This window comes from Pseudomonas sp. SLBN-26 (genome assembly GCF_006715895.1).
GTDB classification, from domain to species: Bacteria; Pseudomonadota; Gammaproteobacteria; order Pseudomonadales; family Pseudomonadaceae; genus Metapseudomonas; species Metapseudomonas otitidis.
The window spans coordinates 5933737-5953295 of the sequence record NZ_VFOB01000001.1 but is presented as its reverse complement, the minus strand read 5'-3'; the positions used below and the strand labels follow the sequence as shown (position 1 = coordinate 5953295).

Annotated in this window: 25 protein-coding genes; 2 read left to right on the top strand and 23 right to left on the bottom strand. The window is 64.5% G+C overall.

What is annotated here, in order from left to right; translation table 11 throughout:
* Positions 1–92: 92 nt before the first annotated feature.
* Positions 93–1535 (bottom strand): magnesium transporter, encoded by a 1443-nt coding sequence (gene mgtE / locus FBY21_RS27670; RefSeq protein ID WP_142015529.1) that lies wholly within the window; start codon positions 1533–1535, stop codon positions 93–95.
* Positions 1536–1850: 315 nt separating this feature from the next.
* On the opposite strand from mgtE, the gene FBY21_RS27665 reads away from it, so the two are divergent.
* Entirely contained in the window at positions 1851–2357 is a 507-nt protein-coding gene (locus tag FBY21_RS27665) for a DUF4124 domain-containing protein (protein ID WP_074971832.1), read from the top strand.
* Between the two features lie 108 nt (positions 2358–2465).
* Here FBY21_RS27665 and FBY21_RS27660 read toward each other — a convergent pair whose 3' ends face one another.
* The 22 genes from FBY21_RS27660 to FBY21_RS27560 form a co-directional block, all read right to left on the bottom strand.
* The gene (locus tag FBY21_RS27660; protein ID WP_142015525.1) at positions 2466–2720 is read right to left on the bottom strand and encodes a hypothetical protein; all 255 of its coding nucleotides are present in this window, start codon (positions 2718–2720) and stop codon (positions 2466–2468) included.
* Positions 2717–3097 carry a hypothetical protein gene (locus FBY21_RS27655; protein WP_142015521.1) on the bottom strand — a complete coding sequence of 127 codons (381 nt, stop codon included), beginning with the start codon at positions 3095–3097 and terminating at the stop codon, positions 2717–2719. Before FBY21_RS27655 ends, FBY21_RS27660 begins: the two co-directional genes overlap by 4 nt.
* Positions 3094–3723, bottom strand: a complete 630-nt coding sequence (locus FBY21_RS27650) for a glycoside hydrolase family 19 protein (protein WP_142016650.1) — start codon at positions 3721–3723, stop codon at positions 3094–3096. Before FBY21_RS27650 ends, FBY21_RS27655 begins: the two co-directional genes overlap by 4 nt.
* 103 nt (positions 3724–3826) lie before the next feature.
* Entirely contained in the window at positions 3827–5128 is a 1302-nt protein-coding gene (locus FBY21_RS27645; RefSeq protein WP_142015518.1) for a gp53-like domain-containing protein, read from the bottom strand.
* A gap of 255 nt (positions 5129–5383) precedes the next feature.
* Entirely contained in the window at positions 5384–5881 is a 498-nt protein-coding gene (locus FBY21_RS27640; protein WP_160158627.1) for a DUF4376 domain-containing protein, read from the bottom strand.
* Complete coding sequence (locus FBY21_RS27635; RefSeq protein WP_142015512.1) at positions 5881–7533, bottom strand: phage tail protein; 1653 nt, start codon at positions 7531–7533, stop codon at positions 5881–5883. The genes FBY21_RS27640 and FBY21_RS27635 overlap by 1 nt, the downstream gene beginning before the upstream one ends.
* Complete coding sequence (locus FBY21_RS27630; RefSeq protein WP_044411565.1) at positions 7530–8168, bottom strand: DUF2612 domain-containing protein; 639 nt, start codon at positions 8166–8168, stop codon at positions 7530–7532. Before FBY21_RS27630 ends, FBY21_RS27635 begins: the two co-directional genes overlap by 4 nt.
* A complete protein-coding gene (locus FBY21_RS27625; RefSeq protein WP_142015510.1) occupies positions 8165–9310 on the bottom strand; it encodes a baseplate J/gp47 family protein in 1146 nt (381 codons plus the stop codon). Before FBY21_RS27625 ends, FBY21_RS27630 begins: the two co-directional genes overlap by 4 nt.
* A 62-nt stretch (positions 9311–9372) precedes the next feature.
* Positions 9373–9726: a hypothetical protein gene (locus FBY21_RS27620; RefSeq protein ID WP_044411559.1), complete on the bottom strand. Its 354-nt coding sequence runs from the start codon at positions 9724–9726 to the stop codon at positions 9373–9375.
* Positions 9727–9736: 10 nt separating this feature from the next.
* Positions 9737–10378, bottom strand: coding sequence for a Gp138 family membrane-puncturing spike protein (locus tag FBY21_RS27615; RefSeq protein ID WP_052807641.1), 642 nt, complete (start codon positions 10376–10378; stop codon positions 9737–9739).
* Entirely contained in the window at positions 10371–11228 is an 858-nt protein-coding gene (locus FBY21_RS27610) for a phage protein (RefSeq protein WP_044411557.1), read from the bottom strand. Before FBY21_RS27610 ends, FBY21_RS27615 begins: the two co-directional genes overlap by 8 nt.
* Complete coding sequence (locus tag FBY21_RS27605; RefSeq protein ID WP_044411556.1) at positions 11225–11542, bottom strand: phage baseplate plug protein; 318 nt, start codon at positions 11540–11542, stop codon at positions 11225–11227. The genes FBY21_RS27610 and FBY21_RS27605 overlap by 4 nt, the downstream gene beginning before the upstream one ends.
* Entirely contained in the window at positions 11539–12300 is a 762-nt protein-coding gene (locus tag FBY21_RS27600) for a phage baseplate protein (protein ID WP_142015508.1), read from the bottom strand. The genes FBY21_RS27605 and FBY21_RS27600 overlap by 4 nt, the downstream gene beginning before the upstream one ends.
* Before the next feature lie 9 nt (positions 12301–12309).
* The gene (locus FBY21_RS27595; RefSeq protein ID WP_142015506.1) at positions 12310–14061 is read right to left on the bottom strand and encodes a hypothetical protein; all 1752 of its coding nucleotides are present in this window, start codon (positions 14059–14061) and stop codon (positions 12310–12312) included.
* A complete protein-coding gene (locus FBY21_RS29495; RefSeq protein ID WP_160158626.1) occupies positions 14051–14215 on the bottom strand; it encodes a hypothetical protein in 165 nt (54 codons plus the stop codon). The genes FBY21_RS27595 and FBY21_RS29495 overlap by 11 nt, the downstream gene beginning before the upstream one ends.
* The gene (locus FBY21_RS27590) at positions 14212–14619 is read right to left on the bottom strand and encodes a phage tail assembly chaperone (protein ID WP_142015504.1); all 408 of its coding nucleotides are present in this window, start codon (positions 14617–14619) and stop codon (positions 14212–14214) included. Before FBY21_RS27590 ends, FBY21_RS29495 begins: the two co-directional genes overlap by 4 nt.
* A gap of 2 nt (positions 14620–14621) precedes the next feature.
* The gene (locus tag FBY21_RS27585; protein ID WP_044411548.1) at positions 14622–15053 is read right to left on the bottom strand and encodes a phage structural protein; all 432 of its coding nucleotides are present in this window, start codon (positions 15051–15053) and stop codon (positions 14622–14624) included.
* Positions 15054–15115: 62 nt separating this feature from the next.
* Positions 15116–16615 (bottom strand): DUF3383 domain-containing protein, encoded by a 1500-nt coding sequence (locus tag FBY21_RS27580; RefSeq protein WP_107329710.1) that lies wholly within the window; start codon positions 16613–16615, stop codon positions 15116–15118.
* 1 nt (position 16616) lies between these two features.
* Entirely contained in the window at positions 16617–17150 is a 534-nt protein-coding gene (locus tag FBY21_RS27575) for an LIC_12616 family protein (RefSeq protein ID WP_182850739.1), read from the bottom strand.
* 90 nt (positions 17151–17240) lie between these two features.
* The gene (locus tag FBY21_RS27570; protein WP_044411543.1) at positions 17241–17516 is read right to left on the bottom strand and encodes a phage holin family protein; all 276 of its coding nucleotides are present in this window, start codon (positions 17514–17516) and stop codon (positions 17241–17243) included.
* Positions 17509–17883, bottom strand: a complete 375-nt coding sequence (locus FBY21_RS27565) for a putative holin (RefSeq protein WP_142015502.1) — start codon at positions 17881–17883, stop codon at positions 17509–17511. Before FBY21_RS27565 ends, FBY21_RS27570 begins: the two co-directional genes overlap by 8 nt.
* A 161-nt stretch (positions 17884–18044) precedes the next feature.
* The gene (locus tag FBY21_RS27560) at positions 18045–18575 is read right to left on the bottom strand and encodes a hypothetical protein (protein WP_142015500.1); all 531 of its coding nucleotides are present in this window, start codon (positions 18573–18575) and stop codon (positions 18045–18047) included.
* Between the two features lie 147 nt (positions 18576–18722).
* Here FBY21_RS27560 and FBY21_RS27555 point away from each other — a divergent pair, with 147 nt between their 5' ends.
* The gene (locus FBY21_RS27555; protein ID WP_044411536.1) at positions 18723–19433 is read left to right on the top strand and encodes an XRE family transcriptional regulator; all 711 of its coding nucleotides are present in this window, start codon (positions 18723–18725) and stop codon (positions 19431–19433) included.
* Positions 19434–19559: the final 126 nt, after the last annotated feature.

Below are 19559 nucleotides of genomic sequence, written 5' to 3'. Positions count from 1 at the left end.
GCGACATTCAAGAGCCGCCCTCGAGGCGGCTTTTTATTGCCCGGGATTTTCAGACTGGAAGAAAAAGGCCCCGCTGGTGCGGGGCCTTGTGATCAGAGCAGGAAGATGGTCGCCAGCCCGAGGAAGATGAAGAAGCCGCCGCTGTCGGTCATGGCGGTGATCATCACGCTGGAGCCCATGGCCGGATCACGGCCGACGCGGGCGAGCGTCATGGGGATCAGCACGCCCATCAAGGCAGCGAGCAGCAGGTTGAGGGTCATCGCGGCGGTCATCACCAGCCCCAGCGACCAGCTGCCATAGAGGTAGAAGGCGACGACGCCGATCACCCCGCCCCACACCAGGCCATTCACCAGGCCCACGCCCAGCTCCTTGCGCAGCAGGCGCGAGGTGTTGCCGGGGCTCAGCTGATCCAGCGCCATGGCGCGCACGATCATGGTGATGGTCTGGTTGCCGGAGTTGCCGCCAATACCGGCGACGATGGGCATCAGTGCAGCCAGGGCCACCAGCTTCTCGATGGAACCTTCGAACAGGCCGATCACCCGCGAGGCGACAAAGGCGGTAATGAGGTTGATGGCCAGCCAGGCCCAGCGGTTGCCGACGGACTTCCAGACCGAGGCGAAGATGTCTTCCTCTTCGCGCAGACCGGCCATGCTGAGGACTTCGCTTTCGCTCTCCTCACGGATCAGGTCGACGATCTCGTCGATGGTCAGACGGCCGATCAGCTTGCCGTTCTTGTCGACCACCGGTGCCGATACCAGGTCATAGCGCTCGAACGCCTGGGCGGCGTCATTGGCGTCCTCGTCCGGGTGGAAGCTCACCGGGTCGCTGGCCATCACTTCGGCCACCAGCTTGTCCGGATCGTTCACCAGCAGGCGCTTGATCTGCAGCACCCCTTTGAGGATGCCGTCGTAATCGACCACGAACAGCTTGTCGGTGTGGCCCGGCAGCTCCTTCAGGCGACGCAGGTAGCGCAGGACCACTTCGAGGGTGACGTCTTCGCGGATGGTGACCATCTCGAAGTCCATCAGCGCACCGACCTGATCCTCTTCATAGGACAGTGCCGAACGCACGCGCTCGCGCTGCTGGGCGTCGAGAGACTCCATCAGCTCGTGGATCACGTCGCGAGGTAGCTCGGGGGCCAGGTCCGCCAGTTCGTCCGCGTCCATCTCCTTGGCGGCGGCGAGCAGCTCGTGATCGTCCATGTCGGCGATCAGCGTCTCGCGGACGGCGTCGGAGACTTCCAGCAGGATGTCGCCATCGCGCTCGACCTTGACCAGCTGCCAGACCGTCAGGCGGTCTTCGAGCGGCAGGGATTCGAGAATGTGGGCGATGTCGGCGGGGTGAAGTTCGTCGAGCTTGCGCTGGAGTTCGGCGAGGTTCTGACGGTGGACGAGATTTTCCACCAGGTCATGGTGCTGGCCTTCCTGACGGTGGGTCAGGTCTTCCACCAGCTTGTGGCGATGCAGCAGTTCGACCACCTGGGCCAGGCGATCCTGCAGGCTCTCTTGAGGCTTCTTTACTTCTACTTCGGTCATAGCGCGCTCCACCCCCAGTGGCGGCGCACGCCAAGGAGGGTCAATCAGTCAATACGCGATTGGCAAATCGAGATCTTGAGTAACTACTGGGTAAGTCCATGAGGGGTGTCCAAAAGCCTCGGCGAGGCTGACCGCGCAATGATAACACCGGTCAGTCATTTTGCGCGTTACAAAATCGTGGCCAGAACAATCGGTTGCAGCATAAAGCTGAGATTGCTTGCACCTTCCGTGGGACGCCGTCACGCCCTGGCGAGGCACCGTTGGGAAGCAAGTAAAGCAGATACCTTCGAGGCTCATCGTCATGGAGGACCGCTCATGCTTCGATACGTCGCTACCCTGGCCCTGCTGCTCGCTGCACCGCTCAACGCGCCCCAGGCCGCCACCATCTACCACTGCAAGGGCCCGGACGGGCGCATCACCTACTCGCAACTGGGTTGCCCCGACGACCAGCGCATCGCCAGCCAGGAAACAGCTCCTGCCCACGGCGAAGCGGAGTACCTGCTGCCGCCGGCCAAACCCGAACGGATCGTGCGCAGGAGTCGGAAGGAAGCGGCCGAGAATCGGCGCGAAATAACGGTGGTGGGGGAACGACAGGACGGCTGCGGCAATCGGATCACCGGCACCGAACGGCGCCAGGCAATGTTGCGCAAGCAGGTGCGCACCGGGATGACACAACGGGACGTGGAAAGCATGCTCGGCAAACCGGACCGGATCACCCGCAGCAACGGGCTGACCCGTTACCACTACACGCCGAAGAAAGGAAAGGGACGCAGCCAGGTCGTCGCATTCGACGAACAAGGCTGCGTCAAGGGAAGGCGCTGAAGCAGCGCCTGGAAGGCAGGGAATGGGAAGGGAACGGACGCCCGCCCCGGCAGGCCGCTGAATAAACCGTGGCGTTGCCATAGCAGCGTCCAGGTGTTCAACAGCCCGCTAGCGGCAGGCGTCCAGGGCGGCCACGAGCTCTCGCTCGTAGCCCATGCGCTGCAGGCGTTCGGCCCGCAGCGCTTTCATCTGTTGATCGATCGGCGCATCCAGCGCCAGTGCCGATACCGCAAACGCCGGAGCAGCCGGCAGCTCGACACGACACGGAACCGGCACCGGCACGCGCACCTCCATGGGCGGCGGCACAGCTGGCGCGGCACACCCGGCCAGCAGACCCAGGGGCAATAGCCACACCCCGTTCATGGCGCACGCTCGCGCCGCAGCTCCTCGGCAAACGCGTGCCTCGCCGCCTCGCAGGCATCGGCCACGGGCGTGGGCTCCAGCATCACCTGGGCGGCGGCGTGGTAGTCACGGGCGGACCGGGACCGCGCCTCGGCAACAGCTGCCTCGGCGCGCTCGCTGCGCGCACGTCCCTGGCGCTCCAGTTCGGCCATCGCCGCGCCCTGTTTGAGCAACGCCAGGCGATTGGCCTGATCGGCCTGTTGCAACGCGACCAACTGCGCACGGGCCTCGTCCAACCGGGGCCGGTAGAACTGCCCCGCCATCCACGCGCCGAACCCGACCAGCCCGAGAGCGCACAGCCCCCAGGCCAGCCAGCGGCTAGAAAGGAAGGCACTCATGCCAGCGCCTCCCGGAACTTCGCCCACAACGCCCGACGCTCGGCCAGGCCATTGAGCCCACCGTTGATGCGCCGGGTGATGGCCTCGAAGTCCCCGGCATCCGCCAGTTCGTTCAGCCCGTTCACCTGCCAGAACCAGGCGGCCGAGAGCACGGCCGGCTCCGGCTGGGCGAGCAGATCCGGTTGCTCCACCAGGGGCAGCTCCAGCGCCGCACCGCAACGCTGGTACTGGGCCCGACCGGTGATCTGCAACAGCCCCCTGCCCCGGTACCGCCAACCGTCTCCGGAAGCCTCGGAACCGTTCCCCATGCGGTTGGCATACACCACATTGGCAATCGCCTCGGGCCGACGGTGCAGGCCGCGAGCCAGCGCATTGGGCTGCCCATCCGCACCCCGGAAACGACCCGGCCAGGTAGCGGCCAGGCCGGTGGCACTGTAGTTGAGGTTCTCGGTCAGCCGGGTGAAACCGGCGGACTCGTGGGCGGCTTGGGCGAGGAAGGCGGATTGGCGGGTGGGGGTGGTGAGGGAGAAGCGAGACAGCTCACTACATAGAGCTGAAATGAAAACAGCCGCATAAGAATGGGCGCCGGGAGATAACAGCAAAAGAATTTCATTTTTCGCATGCACAAACAATCACCTTCGATAGTCTATATCCACCCACATCAATCGACTGCCGGCTACTACATTAGAGCCAACTACCACTAACAAAATACTTACCCGCGTAAAAACCTTAGTATCCGATTGCAAACCAGTGATAGCCATTCGTTGGCATATTGGTTCCATAACCGTTCAACCGAAATTGCGCAGCACTCACCTTTTGCGCACCAGCAGCGACAAAATAACCTGCACCTGACTGTCCACCATCCGCAGTTACGGAGACATTTATATTTAGATTTGGAAAAGGAATTGGAAACGTTATTAGCGCCGTCAAGTCATCAAGACTACCGCTATAGTACCCCCACTGAAAAATCAAACCTCCAAGCCAAGTCGGAAACGAGATATAGCCATTTACACCTAGGCTTGCAGAAAATCCAGCTCGCATTTTTTTTGGTGTAACTATAGTTGCATCATCTGCGCCAGCGTTGATCTGTGCCTGAGTTGCTGTTTTAGCTAATCCAAGTACTGACTCAGTCGCCTGAACAAACCGATTTTGAATAGCTTGAGCGACTCGCAATGGCGTCATCGGCTTAGAATTATCGGAGCCAGCCTCCGCTTCAGCTTGAGTCGCAGCACTGATACCGTGATCGGCCAATGTGCTCGGGTTGCTACCTGCGGTTATCCGGCCGTAACGATCTACAGTTATCGACCGATAGGTACCGGGATCAACTCCTGTGTAGCCCGCTACCATTTCGAAAGTTAGCCCAGTCAAGCCCAAGACTATTGGCCCATCGGTTGCCAGTTGCCAAAAACTATTCAGTTGGGCTTGTCCACTCTCAACATAAACCAACAATCCTGGTTGCAAATCTGCGCTACTGTCAGTGTCACTAGCACGAGTCCAATCCGTTAGAGAAACCACATAAATTCCATTATCCACCTCAAGAATCTGGTTCTTTACTAGAACCCTGTCACCATCAACCAAATTAACTCCATCGATAGTCTGCAGGCCATTCAGCTTTAGATTTGTAGTACTGGCTGCTCGCACTCGAGCCTTGACTCCAGCTAGTTGCTCTTGAATCAGAGTAACTAAGGCATCTCGGGTAAGTGCGGTCTCTATCCAATCAGAAGGAGTCTGAGATGGCCTTCTTCCAGAACTACCGACCTTGGCCTTCCAGACCTTGCCGCTCTCCTGCACATGGGCGCCCACGGGGTAATCCTCGGTCGCCGACCACTCGGCAATACCCCGCTGCATCAGGTAGCGCAGGGCTTCGTCATTGCGCTTGAACAGCGCGTTGAACCATTCCATTGGCGGGATGCCGTTGGTCTGGTCGAACGACACGCCCCAACCTCGGGCGATGTCGGGGAAATTCTCGACTTCTCCGGTTTTGGCGCCGGATGCAAAGACCGTCTCGTCAGGACGTTTGTATTGAGTCATGGGTAAAACCTCATTCGATTCGTGGCTAGAAAATCGCCGGCGCAACGGCCGGCGATTGAGCGCGGCCCACTCTGGAAGGGGGCTGGCGCTCGGGAACAAAGGAGGGGCAAACGCCCCACCGATCACGAATCGATGCTCGCCATGGCTCAGGTTGAAACGCCCAGCCCGCATGAGCGGGCTGGGGAGAGAAGGCTCAGTCGAGCCGGTCGGGCGCCAAGGGGCGCGGGGAGGTCAGAGGCTTGGCAAGAGGCGCCATCACGGCCACCACTTATCGTCGGTGTAGTCGCCCGGAATGGCGTCCATGTCCTTCAGGCGACGCCCCGCCAGGACCAATGCCTGGGTGCGCGCCGCCATGACCTTGGCGAAGGCCACCACAGTAGGTGCATCCATGGGCACCAGAGTGTTGTCGGCGGCAATCCAGGTGAAGTCCTGCCCCGGGTCCAACCAACGCAAATCCCCCGACTTGGCACCACTGGCTACCGCCATGAAAGCCAGTTGGGCGGCTTCGGTGATTCGTTCGCGGTCGATGGATCTGGACTGGAACAACGCGCCTTGGAATTCGATAGCACTTGCAAGGCGGTGATCGCGCTCAATATCCACATCACCCGGTGTCATTACCCGGAGCGGATTGAGATGCGCCTCAACCTCAGCGGAGGTCATGGTGATAAGACCGCTAGGGATAAATGCATCTTCCGACCCATCAGAAGAAAATGCATAAACCTCTCCAGTAATAGGTGAACGTAGATAGTTCATTAGCGCAGCTCCATCCATTTATTAAGTGCAGTATAGGAAGTTACCGAATAAACACTTCCCGGCGGAATCAAAACAAATGAGCAAGGTGCAGCACTCGTGGGACTGTTGTAACCCCCATAGCTTACTTGCACCCCATTCACGGAAACTCCAATACTGCTCACAGCTCCACCCACAGCTCCAACTAAAACAGCGATAGTTCGGCCAGTCGTATTGGTGAAATTAGTATTCAAAGCTCTGCTTGCGATTACATCTTGCCAACTCTGGCCATCACCTAAAGCACGTGAACGCGCCTCCATCGCTTCAACTCGCGTCACCAACTTCGCATAGGTCGAAGAAACAGCAGCAGCATCGATCACCCCGGGGTTGTTCACTCCGCTGCCCATCTTGATGATCCAGCAGCCAGTTACGTTAAGAGAACGTGTCTCACTCGCCGTACGTGCTACCAGAGACGCATCGAAGCCCATCTGGCGCCCGTTATTGCTCTGCCGCGCAACGTCCCCGGTACCGTCAGAACCGAGAAACTGAAATGCACCAGAAGCAAGCTGCCCCAAATAGGGAGGAACGGAAAAACTGCCAACGATATTCTGAAGCGCATCTCGCTGAACTACGCCGGCACCACCCGCCGACAACGCCCCATCCCCCCGCAGGAACAGCGCCCCCAACGACCCCATCGCCTTGCCGTTGTAATCCGGCATGCGGAACGTGGTGCTGCCGTCACCCTCGGTGAACATGCCGCGCTGGGTTGGATCGCTGCTCCAGGTCGCTTCGCTGGTCTTGGGCACCTTGCCATCGCGAATGGCAGCCCAGACGTCGGGGTACAGCGCGCGGCTCAGCAGTTGGCCGTCGGCCGGGGCGCAGCCGGCGGGGATGCTGGCGCGGCTGACCCACCACTGGACGGACAGCAGCGGCATGCCCATGTCCGAAGCCCCTGCCGGCGTCATCAACACCTGCAGCAGCGCATTGGAGGCCGGTACGCCCCCTGCCCCGCTGACGTACACCACCGGCACCGAGCGGTAGGCGCCGCTGTCCACCAGCTCGCCAGTGACGCGGAAGCGGTGGGCGACGGTGCCGCCCGGGCGGCTCTGGATGCACAGGGTGTCGCCGGCCCGCAGCAGGGCCACGCTGCGGCTGTAGTCCAGGCCTTCGGCGCTGGACTTGGCGATCATCAGCGCGGTGGCGTCGGCCGGGTTGGTGGCGTTCAGCGCCAGGTAGCCGTTGGCCACGCCGCCGGAGGTGGCGCTGCTCCATTGCCACTGGCCGAAGTTGAGGGTGCCGCCACCCAGTTGCTCCTGGATCAGCGCCTTCAACGCCTCACGGGTCAGCGCCGTCTCCACCCATTCGCCGGGGTTGACCGACGGCCGCTTGCCAAGGTTTGCCACCTTGGCCTTCCAGACCTTACCCCCCTCCTGAACGTGGGCGTCCACGGGGTAGTCCTCGGTGGCCGACCAGTCGGCGATGCCGCGTTGCAGCAGGTAGCGCAGGCCTTCGTCACCGCGCTTGAACAGCGCATTGAACCACTCCATCGGCGGGATACCGGCGGTCTGGTCGTAGGCCACGCCCCAGCCACGGGGAATGTCGGGGAAACCCTGGACCTCGCCCGGCTTGGCGCCGGATGCGAAGACCAGTTCGTCAGGACGGGAGTAATGCGTCATAGGAACCTCGCGAATTTTCCTTGGTTGAAGCCGAGTGCGCCGGCGGCGCCCCGGAAGCCGAAGGCCCGTTGGGGCACAGCGACGTAGAACTGGATACGGACACCCGCCGGTCGCGGCAGGATGTCCAGGGTGTTCAGCGCATAGCGCTTGAAGTCGCTGACCTGGTCGCTGCGGATGACCACGGTCAGGCTCATGTCGTACTGGTCGAAGACCAGGCTCTCGCTGTCGAAGATGAAGCGCAGGGCTGCGCTGATGTCGTCGACGGTGCCGAGTTGGTAGTTGCGGGCGATGCGGCAGCGGATGAGGAAGCGGTAGTCGTCGTCATCCAGCACCGCCGACTCTTCCAGCGGGTCGCCCATGCGGTACCACTTGCCGGTGCCGAAACCACGGGCACCGGGGACTTCGTGGAAGCCGAACAGGCTGCGCGGGGCGAGCCCGTTGAGCACGCGGCTCTGGCCGACGTGCTTACCCACCAGGTCGAGGTTGGCGCCCAGCGCACGGTCGATGTCCAGCGCGTCGGGCAGGCTCGACAGGCCTTGCCAGGTGTCACCGAACTGTCGCGAGATCAGTTCGGCGGTGGCGGCGGCCCGGGGCTTGCCCTGGTATTGCCAGATCAGCAGGCGGTCATAGCTCATAGCACCACCACCTCGATGTCGGACGGGGCGAACCGCGCCCGTTCACGCACACCGATGGCGATGTTGTCCGCCGCCGGGGTGCCGCTGCGGCGGCTGATCTTCAGCTGCTCGACCCAGAAGCCCTGGACGGTGTTGATCGGGCTGTAGAGCCGCGACAGCTGCACGTCCTGGCCGATGCGGAAGTCCAGCTGCGCCAGTTGCGCCTTGATCGCCGCCACGTCGATGGCGGTGAACTCGGCGTCGCGCCGCAGCTGGACGAAGGCCTTGCAGTCCACCAACGCCGGGCGGTCGAAGCGGATCAGGCGCTTCATGCCCTGCCCGTCCACCACGGTGCGCGACTGCTGGCCCATGAGCCCGGTGCCCGCCGGCTTGCGCTGGAAGATCGCCTGGGCGATGGCCTGCTCCTCGCCGCCATCGACGATCAGGTTGAGGCTGTGGCCCGGCACGCCGTCGGCGTCTACGGTCGGGCCGGTGTTCTCCAGCCCCACCACCTGGCGCACGTCCGGCAGTTGCAGCAGCGCGGCCACCAGGCCATCGAGGCTGTTCTGCGCAGGGCGGGCGCGGCTGCGGAAGAAGCGCGCACGCAGCTCGGCGTCGGTCTCCTCCTCGGCGCCCACTTCAGCGGGCGCCTGGGTGGTGGCGGTGTCCCAGCCCAGCACCAGGGTCTCGAGGGTGAGGCTGCTGTTGGCCGGCAGGTTGTAGGCGCCGAGTTCTTCGCTGCGCAGGTCGGCGCGGGCGGAGCCGTCGACACCCAGGGTGACGTCGGCGGTGAGCAGCCAGCGCCCGCGGTTGGCGTCGCGCAGCACGGCGCCGGCGGGAATCTGGGTGCCGGCACGCCCGGTGAGGGCGGTGCCGCGCAGGTAGCTGTAGCGCGCCTGGCGCCGGGTCAAGCCGGCGTAGGCGACCCGCTGTTCGAGCCAGTCGCCACTGGCGTGGTCCGGATCGAGGGCGCGGTAGATGACCTCGCCCAGCTCCTCCAGGTCCGCACGGACCTGGGCGATGAGCCCGAGCATCTGCCCGTCGGGGCTGTCGGGCGCGAGGTCGATGTCGTTGCCATAGATGGCTCGGAACCCCTGGTCCAGCTCCGCAAGGATGCTGTCCAGGCGTACACCGACATAGCCCTTGTTGGTCAGTTGTCCCATGTTGGTTCTCCAAAGAAAAAGCCCCACGCGAGGTGGGGCTTCGGTTTGACGGCGGCGGCCGATCAGCGCTGGACGCGGGTGCTCAGGTCATTGCCGAGGTTGTCGCGCAGCGTGACGCCGATGGCCAGGCGCCGGTCGTCGGGGGTGACGTCCAGCTGGAAATCGAGGATCTCGCTCACCCCCTCGGTGGTGAGGATGCAGCGCTTGATGTCCACCTCGATCTGCGCCAGGTCCGCCGGCCGCTCCATGCGGGGCAGCCAGGGCAGGCCGTGCTCCAGGTCGAGGAACCAGTCCCCCTGGAAGGAGCGCAGGCGCGTGCACACACGCTGGGCCACGCATTCGCCGCCGTCGGCGTAGTTGTTGCGGCCCTGGCCGAAGGTCCAGTCGCCGTCCTTGTCTATTCGTCTCACTCTCATTGTCGTGTCCTCATTGCGGCACGCCGGTGACGGCCGGGCCGGCCATGACCTGGCCGTGCAGGTGGCGTTCCAGGCTGATGCCGCTGGACACCACGTCGCCCTTGCCGGTCATGCCGGCCTCGAACACCACCGGGCACTTGATCAGCACCTTGGCGCCGTCCAGCGTCAGGGTGCCGCCCTCGTCCAGGCGTACGTAGGCCGAACCGTCCAGCCGGCGCAGCTCCACCGCGTCGGTGGCGAAGGCCGGCACCACCTGGGGCAACGAGCTGATGCCCATCACCGCCACGGCGTCCGACAGGTCGTGCTGGCGGTAGTCCAGCGGTTCGCTGGAGGCACCGGAATGCCACCAGCCGTCGATGCAGCGCTCGTTGAACACCAGCAGGCACTCGTCGCCCGGCTTGACCGGGAAGGTCAGCACGAAGCCGCCGCCCCGGGGGAACTGCACCGGCACGTCGGGCAGCATCGGCAGGGGCTGGCGCGAGCCATCCATCAGCTGCTGCTCGATCATCGGCTGCACGCTGGCCACCTGGCGGGCGGCATCGAAGGCGACGATGCGCCCCGGCAGCGCGGTGTGCAGGCGCTTGATGCGGGTGTCGAGGGCGGTGCCCATGGCGACCTCGGTCGAGGGGGTCTGCCAGTCGTAGTTACCCATTGCTCTTGCCTCCGGATTGGCTCTTGGCGCCGCCGGCCGGCTGGAACTCGCCCTTGCTCACGGTGAGCACGCAGAACCAGTCCTTCTCCATGACGTCGCCCTTGCTGATGATCCTGACGATCTTGTAGTCGCCGTCGAAGCGCGGCTCGATGGACTTCACCCGCACCGTGCCACCGACCCGGGGTGCCGGGTCGATCAGGCAGGTCAGCTCCAGGCCGCCCTCCACTTCCTTGGGTGAGCCGATCAGGCCGGTTTCCTGGGAGAGGAACACGGCCTGGTCGTCCAGCACGTTGCCGGCGGGCAGCAGCAGCAGTTCGCCGTCCTGGATGGACCAGTCGGCGCCCTGCTCCGCCGCCACCTGGCTGAGCACGTCGCGGCTCAGCCCCACCAGTACCTTGCCGCGCGGCAGGGGCCGTTGCTTGGGCAGGGTGATCTGCCCCGGCGTGGTGGACTTCATCGACTGCACCGCTGCCTTGACGTGGTCGTCGGCAGTGCTGCCGGCGGCGAGGGAGCGGCTGATGCGCGCCTCGCGGTAATCCACCGCGCCGGTGGCGCAGGTGAGCACGGTGATGTTGTCCAGGCCCTTGCGCTCCACCGCCGCCTCGGCGATGTCGCCGGCGTAGAGCAGGCGCAGCTCGCTGTAGCCGGCCCAGAGCCAGGCCTTGCGCAAGGTGCCGTCCTGCAGTTGTTCGCGGTGCTCGGGGTTGAGGTTCCAGACGCGGATCGTCCCCGGGTTGGGTTTGTTGTCGATGCTCTTGGTGAAGTCGAAGGCCACCCGCAGGCTGTCGATCACCAGCCCTTCCTGGTCGGCACCGAGGATCAGGCGGTAACGCCGGCCGAACTGCCTCATGGCTGCACCTCCGCTTTCTCGCCGATGTGGAGCAGGCAGCGGCTGCCCATGTCATCGCCGCCGATGGGGTCGAGGCCGACGCCGCTGACATCCTCCAGCCAGAGGAAGAACGGCAGGGTGCTTCGCCAGAGCATCGGCACGCCGGTCACCAGGGTCAGTCCCTGGGCCAGCCAGGTGCCCTTGGCCTCGTCCAGCAGGTCGATGGCCCAGTGGTCGCCGATGCTGTTGTAGCGAAGGGTCAGGCGCAGGCGGTAGCCGGCGAACTCGAAGCTCTGCTCCTGCAGCGGGTCGCTGCTGATGGGGATCTGCTTCATGAGAACACCGTCCTGCCTACCGCATGCGCAAAGCTCTCATTGCGCTTCTTGTTCTTGGGCGTGGTCTTGCCCTTGGACTTCTTCTCCGCTGCCTGGCACTGGGAGCGGCCGGAGCGCTTGGTCCCGGCCGCCGGGGTAACCACGCCATTGATGACGCGGGTATCCACCACCAGGACTTCGCGCAGGGTCAGGTCCAGCTCGATGGCGCCATCGATGGCCTGCACGGCGGAAATCGTGGTGAGCAGCATGTTCTTGTACAGGTAGAAACCGGTCTGCACCTGCAGCAGCTCACCGGCCTTCTGGGTGTCCAGCAGGCATTGGTAGACCTGTTGCAGGCGCGACTGGCTGGGCGAGCTGTCGAAGCGCGACAGCGGCTGGTACTCCAGCATCCAGGGCGCCAGGGGCCGGGCCTTGGGTGTGTCCACCTGGGGCTTGAGCCAACTCTTGAGCTCGCGCTGGGCCCGATTGCGGGCCTGCCGGGTCAGGTTGGCCAGGATCCCCGGCTTCACCTCGTCGACGAAGTCGACACTGCTGCGCAACCCCGGCGTGACCTCGGCGGCCAGGGCCGCCAGGGGGTCGTAATGCTCGACCACGATGCCCTTGATCTTCAATGTGCGGGGCTGCGCATAGGCGTGGTCGGCAATGTTGGCGCCGCTCTCCACCGGGTTTTCGGTGATCTTGAGTTCAGCGGTGTGGGTTTCGTTGATGACCGCATCGAGCCTCATCGTGCCGATGCGGCGGTTGATCAGCATGACCATCGATTCACCTCACTGTCTGATGTCACTCTGGTTGTTGTGGGTGGCCAGGCGCTGCTGGTTGGAGGCCACCTGCTCGGCGACCTCCCGTCCGATGGCTTGGGGGTTGTCTCCGCTCACGTGGACCGTGACCGACTGGTTGAAGCTGTTGTTGCTCACCGGGGCCACGAGGGCGGCGGCGCCGACGCCGGCGCCGAGGGCCGCACGACTCTGTGCGTCCTGCACACCGGCCGTGAACTGGCTGGCACCTTCCACCAGGCGAGGTGCCGTGGCGGCCTTGTCGTCGTCGCTGTTCCAGCCGAAGAGGTTGGCCACGCCGGAGAACATCCCCGGCGATTCCTTGGCCGCCTCGGGCGCGCCCTCCTTGTCGCCACCGAAGCCGAACATCCCGGCGACCTTCTTGAACCCGGCGCTGAGTGCCTCGAACTTGGCCTTTACGCCTTCGAACCAGCTGTTGAAGACTTCCTTGACGCCGTCGAAGCCGCCTTTGACGAGGACGAACAGACCTTTGAACAGGTTGATGACGTAGTTGATGCTGGTCCCGATGCCGGCCATCAGGCTCCCGGCGAAGGCCATCACCGACTCGCTGACCTCCGTCCAGAAGGCCATGAATTGCGCCTTCAGCCCATTCAGCACGGCCTCTACCGCAGCGATACCATTGAGCAACGGCTCCCAGGAGAACAGGCTGCCGATCACTTCGAACTGCGTGGCCAAGCCTTCGAATATCCCGCCGAACGCTTCCTTGACGCCGTCGAAATCTCCTCTGAGCAAGGCGAAGAAGCCTTTGAACAGGTTGATGACGTTGCTGATGCCCGCGCCGATGAACATCATCAGGCCGTCGGCGAAGGCCATCACCATCTCGCCGTTCTCCGCCCAGAAGGCGTCGAACTGCGCCTTCATGTCCGCCAGGATGGCGCCGACTTCCTTGAAGCCCTTCACCAGCGGCTCCCAGACGCCGCCGAAGGCCGATTCGCCGTCGTCCAGGTAGGTCATGAAGTCGTCCACCAGGGCGATCACCACCACCAGGGCGGCGATGATCCACATGATGGGGTTGGTGGCGAAGGCCATCAGGCTGGCGCGGCCGACCCAGAGCAGGGCCGTGCCGAGCATCATCAGGGCGTTGTCCCATCCGACGGTTCCGCTGACCACGAAGTCCAGCGCGCGGCCGAAGTTGTAGACCGCGTCCAGGCCTTCGGCGACCAGCGTCATGGTCTTCTGCAGCCCTTCAGTGATCAGCTCCTTGTTGGCGTCCACCACCGCGAGGAAGCGATCCGCCAGGAATGACAGCTGCGGGGCGAGGCCCAGGCCGACCCGTGCCTTCACCCCGTCCAGCACCTTGTCCAGTTTCTCCATGGACGTCTGGTAGTCCTTGGCCGACTGGGCCTGCTCGTCGGTGACGACGCCCAGGGCATCCGGCCCGGCCTTGAGGTCCTTCAGGCTGCCCAGGGAGGACTGCACGAAGTCGAAGAGCTTGGAGGACACCTGGGAAATGGCGCCGCCGATCCTGGAGGTACTGCCCTCGACCTGCGCCGCCTTGCCCTGAACCTGGTTGAGGGTCTCGATGTAGGTGTAGTGGGCCTTGTTGCTGGAGAGCAGGGTGTTGCGGGTGACCTCGACGTTCTGCCTGAGGTGGTTCACCACGCTGATCTCCTGCACCAGCGTATTGCTGATGACGTTCAGCTCCTGCTTCAGGGTGTTGGTGATCTGCTGCAGGCCCAGCGCGAACTGCGTGCTGAGTTGTTGGATTCCAATTTCAATTGCCATTGGCCTGCCTCTCGTGGGCCTGACGCTGTGCGTCATCCCATTCGGCTATCGCGTCATGGAAGTCGCACAGGTCGGCCAGGGTGTAGAGCGCGCGCAGCTCATGCAGGGTGCAGAGCTGGCGCATGACAGGGGTGAACAGGAACCAGTCGGTCACTCCGCCTTGGCCGGTCCCGGCAGAATCGCCGACAGGGCTGGCGCGGCGGCGGCGAAAAAATCGGCGAACTGGTACTTCACCCCCTCCACCAGCAGCGGCACCAGGTGCCCGCGGTGTTGGTTGAAGTGCGCCTCGGCGCGGTCGGCGAGGCGGAATGCCGCGCCGTCGACCGGTTGCACGTTGGTCTGCTGGATCACCAGCGCTTCGATCTCCGCCACCACCGGATCGCCCAGGTTGGCCAGGATGGCGCCGATGGCCAGGCTGTCGCCGCCCTCGCCGCGCTTGATCTCCACGCCCTGCAGCAGGCGCGCGGCCTTCTTCAGGGCGTTCCAGGCCGGCATGGCGTTGGCCGGGCGCATGACGTAGTCGAAGCCGTCGAGGTTGATGCGATGTTCGGCGTTCATGGTCAGGCGACTCCTTGTTCCAGGTTCACGTTGGCGCGCTCGAAGACGATGGTCCAGGTGGTGTCGTTGGCCTCGCTGCCACGGGTCACCTCGGGACGCTTGGTGAAGTAGCCGCGGGTGGCGCTGATCAGGTCTTCGTTGAGCAGGTCGCGCATTTCCAGGGTCAGCGGGGTGAAGGCCTTGAGGTTGCCTTCCTGCAGCAGGCGCAGGCTGTTGAGGAACTTGTTGTCACGCGAATGCTGCTTGAGCTTCAGGGTGAGGGTCGCGGACCGGTCGTTGTTGGCAACGAACACGCCGGTGCCGTTGCTGCCGATCTTCATGGAGCCGGATTCGGCGGTGAAAGCCAGCTTGAGGACATCGGCGCCGGCGCCCCAGTCGCTGATCTCGTAGCCGTTGATCAGGACGGACAGTTGTTTCTGGTCGTAGATAGCCATGGAAAATCTCCGGAAATAGAAAGGCCCCACGCGGGGGCCGGAAAACGTTGGGTGGGTCGGGATCAGCGGTCGAAGTTGACCAGCACGTCCACGGAGTGAACGGCGCCGGCCATCTTCAGGGCCACCTGGATCGGCGGCGCCTTGCGCTGCTCGCGGTCGGAGGTGGACAGGTTGTCGACGCTGTCGGCCCAGACGTAGTAGCCCTCGTCCAGGCGCTCGCCGCTGACCAGGTTGCCGAAGGGGTCGCCGTTCCACACACCGGGGGCGAAGGCACCGTTGTTCACGCCCTCGCGGCAGACCTTGCGCACGGCGGCCAGCAGGCGCGCCACACCGGCGTCGGTCAGAGGCACCTTGCTCGAAGAGCGGTAGAGGGTGGCGAAGACCTCCTTCTGCACCGCGTCGACGTACCAGTCGAGGATGTGCACTTCATCGAAGAAGCGGCCACCGATCACGGTGCCCTCGGCGACCATCGCCGACTCGTCGAAGTAGGTGTAGAAGTTCAGGCCCAGCTTCCGGCACTTGTCCGCTTCGGTGAGGGTCAGGTTGTCGGCGCTGATGCCGGGCAACTGCTTGAACTTCATGGTCAAGGTGGAGTTGTTGGCGGCGAAGTTCACCGACAGCGCGCGCGCCAGCCAGCTGGCCACGGCGTAGGGGTCGTTCTTGTCGTAGACCGCGACGGTGCGGTAGCTCTGGCGATCCTTCAGGCGCTTGAACGGGTTGCTCGGCACGTTCTCCAGGTGGCTGGGGTTCTGGGTGGTGACGCCGAAGACCTTCTTGTCCGCAGCCAGCACCCAGGCGGCCGCCTGTTCGATCTCGTCGTCGGTCAGGGACGCGGCGACGGTGGCGGCGTACCAGCCGGAGTTGACCTCCAGCAGCGCGGTGAAGGCCTCGGGCAGGGTCTGCGCAGCCAGCACCAGGGCATCGCGGCCGGCGACCTTCTGCGCCATGCCGTTCTCCAGGCGCAACAGGCCACCCAGGTAGGTGCCGGTGGCGCCCAGGTCCTGGACGAAACCGACGGACTTGGCCTGGCCGGCGACGTCGGCTTCGAGGATGAAGCGGTTGGCCACGGCGTCGTAGCGGCAGCTGACGGCCTGGGCGGTGAGCTTGGCGTCGATCAGCGCGGCGATGGCCGGCAGGTCGCTGGCGGCGCTGAAGTTCAGGCCGGTGACGTCCTGGCGGACGCCGTCCACGGTCACCGAGAACTGGCCGGCGCTGATGGCCTTGAGCTGGTCCAGGGTGGCCACCAGCGGCGTGCCGTTGAGGGCGGCCTTCACCGCCGGCACGTTGCGGGTGTTCTTCAGCCAGCGCGCCACCAGCAGTTGCTTGGGTCGCGGGCTCTGGGCGAAGAAGGCGCTGGCGGCCAGGGCGGTCTGGGAGGTGCTGCCGAAGGCGGCTTCCACCTCGGCCTGGCTAGCGCAGCTGATGTAGAGGGTGGCGGCGTCGGTGAAGACGTTGCCGGCCTCGGGGGTGAACAGGGCGAGCTGGCCGAAGTCACGGCGCGGGCTGGCCACTGGTTGAACGTTGAGTTGTACGTTGACGATCTGCGAAAGCGGAAGGGACATATCAGGTCTCCGTTGGATTCACTGTAAGGGTGGCGGTGAGGCCCGTATCGGTGTGGGCGGTCACCACCGAGGAAGCGATGCGTTTCTGTTCCAGGACCACCTGGTGGCCATGAGCGAGGACCAGTTCCAGACGGGCCTGCTCCTTGGCCACGCCCGCCTCGACGGCGGACAGGTTGTCGATGGGTTTCATGCGCGGCAGGGCAACGCCCAGCCGGCGCAAGCTGTCCAGGGCCCGGCTGGACTGCAGGATCGAGCGCGCGTCGTGCGCCAGATCCAGCGCCCCGGGGCCATGGGTGATGAGGTGGAAGGTGGTTTCACAGGCGGTGACGACGGTTTCCCGCTCGCCATTGCCGTTGAACTCGCGGCGGGACACGCCCACCTCGGCGGACTGCTGCTCGCGCAGGCTGGCGTACAGGCCCGCCGGCGGCGCAGCGGCCTGGTCGGCGGCCACCAGCGCCCCGGCCGGCAGCTCCAGCAGGCTGCGCAGCGCTTCGCGCAGGGCCGCCACATCCAGCCGCGTGGCGGTGATGCTCATGGTGTTCTCCTTTATATGCAGGGCACGACCCAGCGCGGGCGACCGGGGCCGCCCGGCCAGGCCGGGGATGGAACGGGTGGGCGCCGGGCGTCAGCCCAGGCGCAGGATGCGGGCGAGGTTGCCGCGGGCCCTGAAGACCAGGACCAGCAGGATCAGCAACACCCCCAGCATCCACGGCGACAGCTGCCCCACGGGGTAGCGGCCGACCGCGATGCTCAGGGCCTGGCTGCCGGTGCACAGCGCCATCAGGTAGGCGCAGAGCGAAACACCGGGGCGGAAGCGCGAACCGCGCCGCCGGTAGGTGATCAGCCGCAGGCAGATGGCCGAACAGACGAAGAGGGTCGCGGTGGCCAACGGGTCATCCATTGCGGCCTCCCGCGCCTCGGCGCAACAAGGTGCGCAGCCAGTTGGGCAACTGCCCGCCGCGCATCCATTCGAGCATCCCGATCCCCCCGGTGACACAGAGGGTGGCGGCCACGAAGGCCACCACCCCGCTGGTCTGGGCCAGCCCACGACTGACCGCCTCGACGGCGGCGTAGTAGCCCCCCACCCAGGACACCAGCAGGTAGCTGGCGCGGGTCAGGGGCTTGTAGTCACGGGCGAACACCACGAAGAAGATGGCACCGCCGAATCCTCCGATCAGCGCGTTGCCATCGATGCTGGGGATCAGGATCGCCAACCCCGCGCCGGTCATCCCCCCTGCCATTGCCGCAGCGACACTGGGCTCGGTCATGATGGGACTCCTTGAAGAGGGCCCGATGATCGACCGGGCCCGGAAACGAAAGAGCCCGCTGGTGGGCGGGCTCTTGATGGTCTGATTTCGATCTTGGAGCTAGGTTACCTTTATCGTCCCAACAGGTCAATATGGGATAAACTGTTTTTTCAAAAATATTTTCAATGCGCCACAACAATCCCCGCACGGCTCATCGGCACCTCCAGGCGCGCCAGGGCTTCGCGCAGTTTCAGGGCCACGCGCGCGCGCCAATCCTGGTCCCAGCGGTGCAGGGTGCTCTTGGACAGGCCGGTCAGGCGCTCGATCTCGCGGATGCTGTGGGGCGGGCGGCGGAACATGCGCATCAGCAGCGCCAGGGCGGCACGCTGCTCGGCCGAATCGGCCTGCGGCTTGAGCCAGTCACGCAGGGCCGCCATGGCAAGCACGAAGTCGCGCCCGTGGGCGTATTCGGCCTGAACCACGGCCAGTTCGAGGGGGTGGTCGGCCAGCAGGCGCTGGGCGAAACGGATCGTCATGGTGGCCTGGGCCTGCCATTCGTGAGGGCTCAGGCCGCTGGGCAGGCGCTCGACGAACTGAGTGTCGAAGCGCTCGCGCAGCACATCGATCGCCATCGCCGTGGACGACTTCGGCCCCACCCGGTGTTCAGCCATCCAATACGCTACGGCCAGGGCCTGTTCGGTGCTGTTAAACATGGGCTGTCTCCTTTTCCATGCCCCGTGGCGGGGCTAAACAAAAGCCCCGTCGACCGGTTCACGGCAACGGGGCAGCACAGGCATATATAATAATACCCATATATAGGTGCTTGCAATGAAATAGGCGCACCGTTAATCTGCTGCCCCATGGAACTCAAAGACCGAATCCGGGCGGCGCGAAAGCACGCCAACCTCAGCCAGGTCCAGCTCGCCCAGGCGACTGGCATGACCCAGGCCTCCATCTCCGATCTGGAGCGTGGCAAGTCGCGCGCGACCAGTTTTGCCACGCAGATCGCCACCGTCTGCGGCGTCAGCCCGCGCTGGCTCGCCGAAGGCCACGGCGGCATGCTCGACACCCGCATGCCGCCGTCCGGCGCGAACGCCAACTGGGCCGGCGCCGTGGAGTCCTGGGACGACGACACCCCGCTGGACCCCGACGAGGTCGAGCTGCCCTTCTACAAGGAAGTGGAACTGTCCGGCGGCAAGGGCAGCACCGTGGTGCTGCAGACCACCGGGCGCAAACTGCGCTTCGGCAAGTACTCGCTGCGCAAGAAGAACATCGACGCGGCCAGCGCGGCCTGCGTGACGGTGAACGGCAACAGCATGGAACCGGTCCTGCCCGACGGCAGCACGGTGGGCGTGGACACCAGCTCGCGCACCATCAAGGACGGCGACATGTACGCCTTCGACCACGACGGGCAACTGCGGGTGAAGCTGCTCTACCGCCTCCCTGGCGGCGGGCTGCGCATCCGCAGCTTCAACAGCGACGAACACCCCGACGAGCGCTACGAGGCCACCGAAGTGGCCGAGCACATCAACGTCATTGGTCGGGTGTTCTGGTATTCGGTGCTGCTCTAGGCAGCGCTGGCACCGCGTGACCTCCGGAACACAGGCAAAAAAATGGGCGACCATCTGGTCGCCCGCCCAATTCATTCCGGGATGGGAATGCTAGAAACGCTTGTGTCCGATCACGCAAGATTCAGA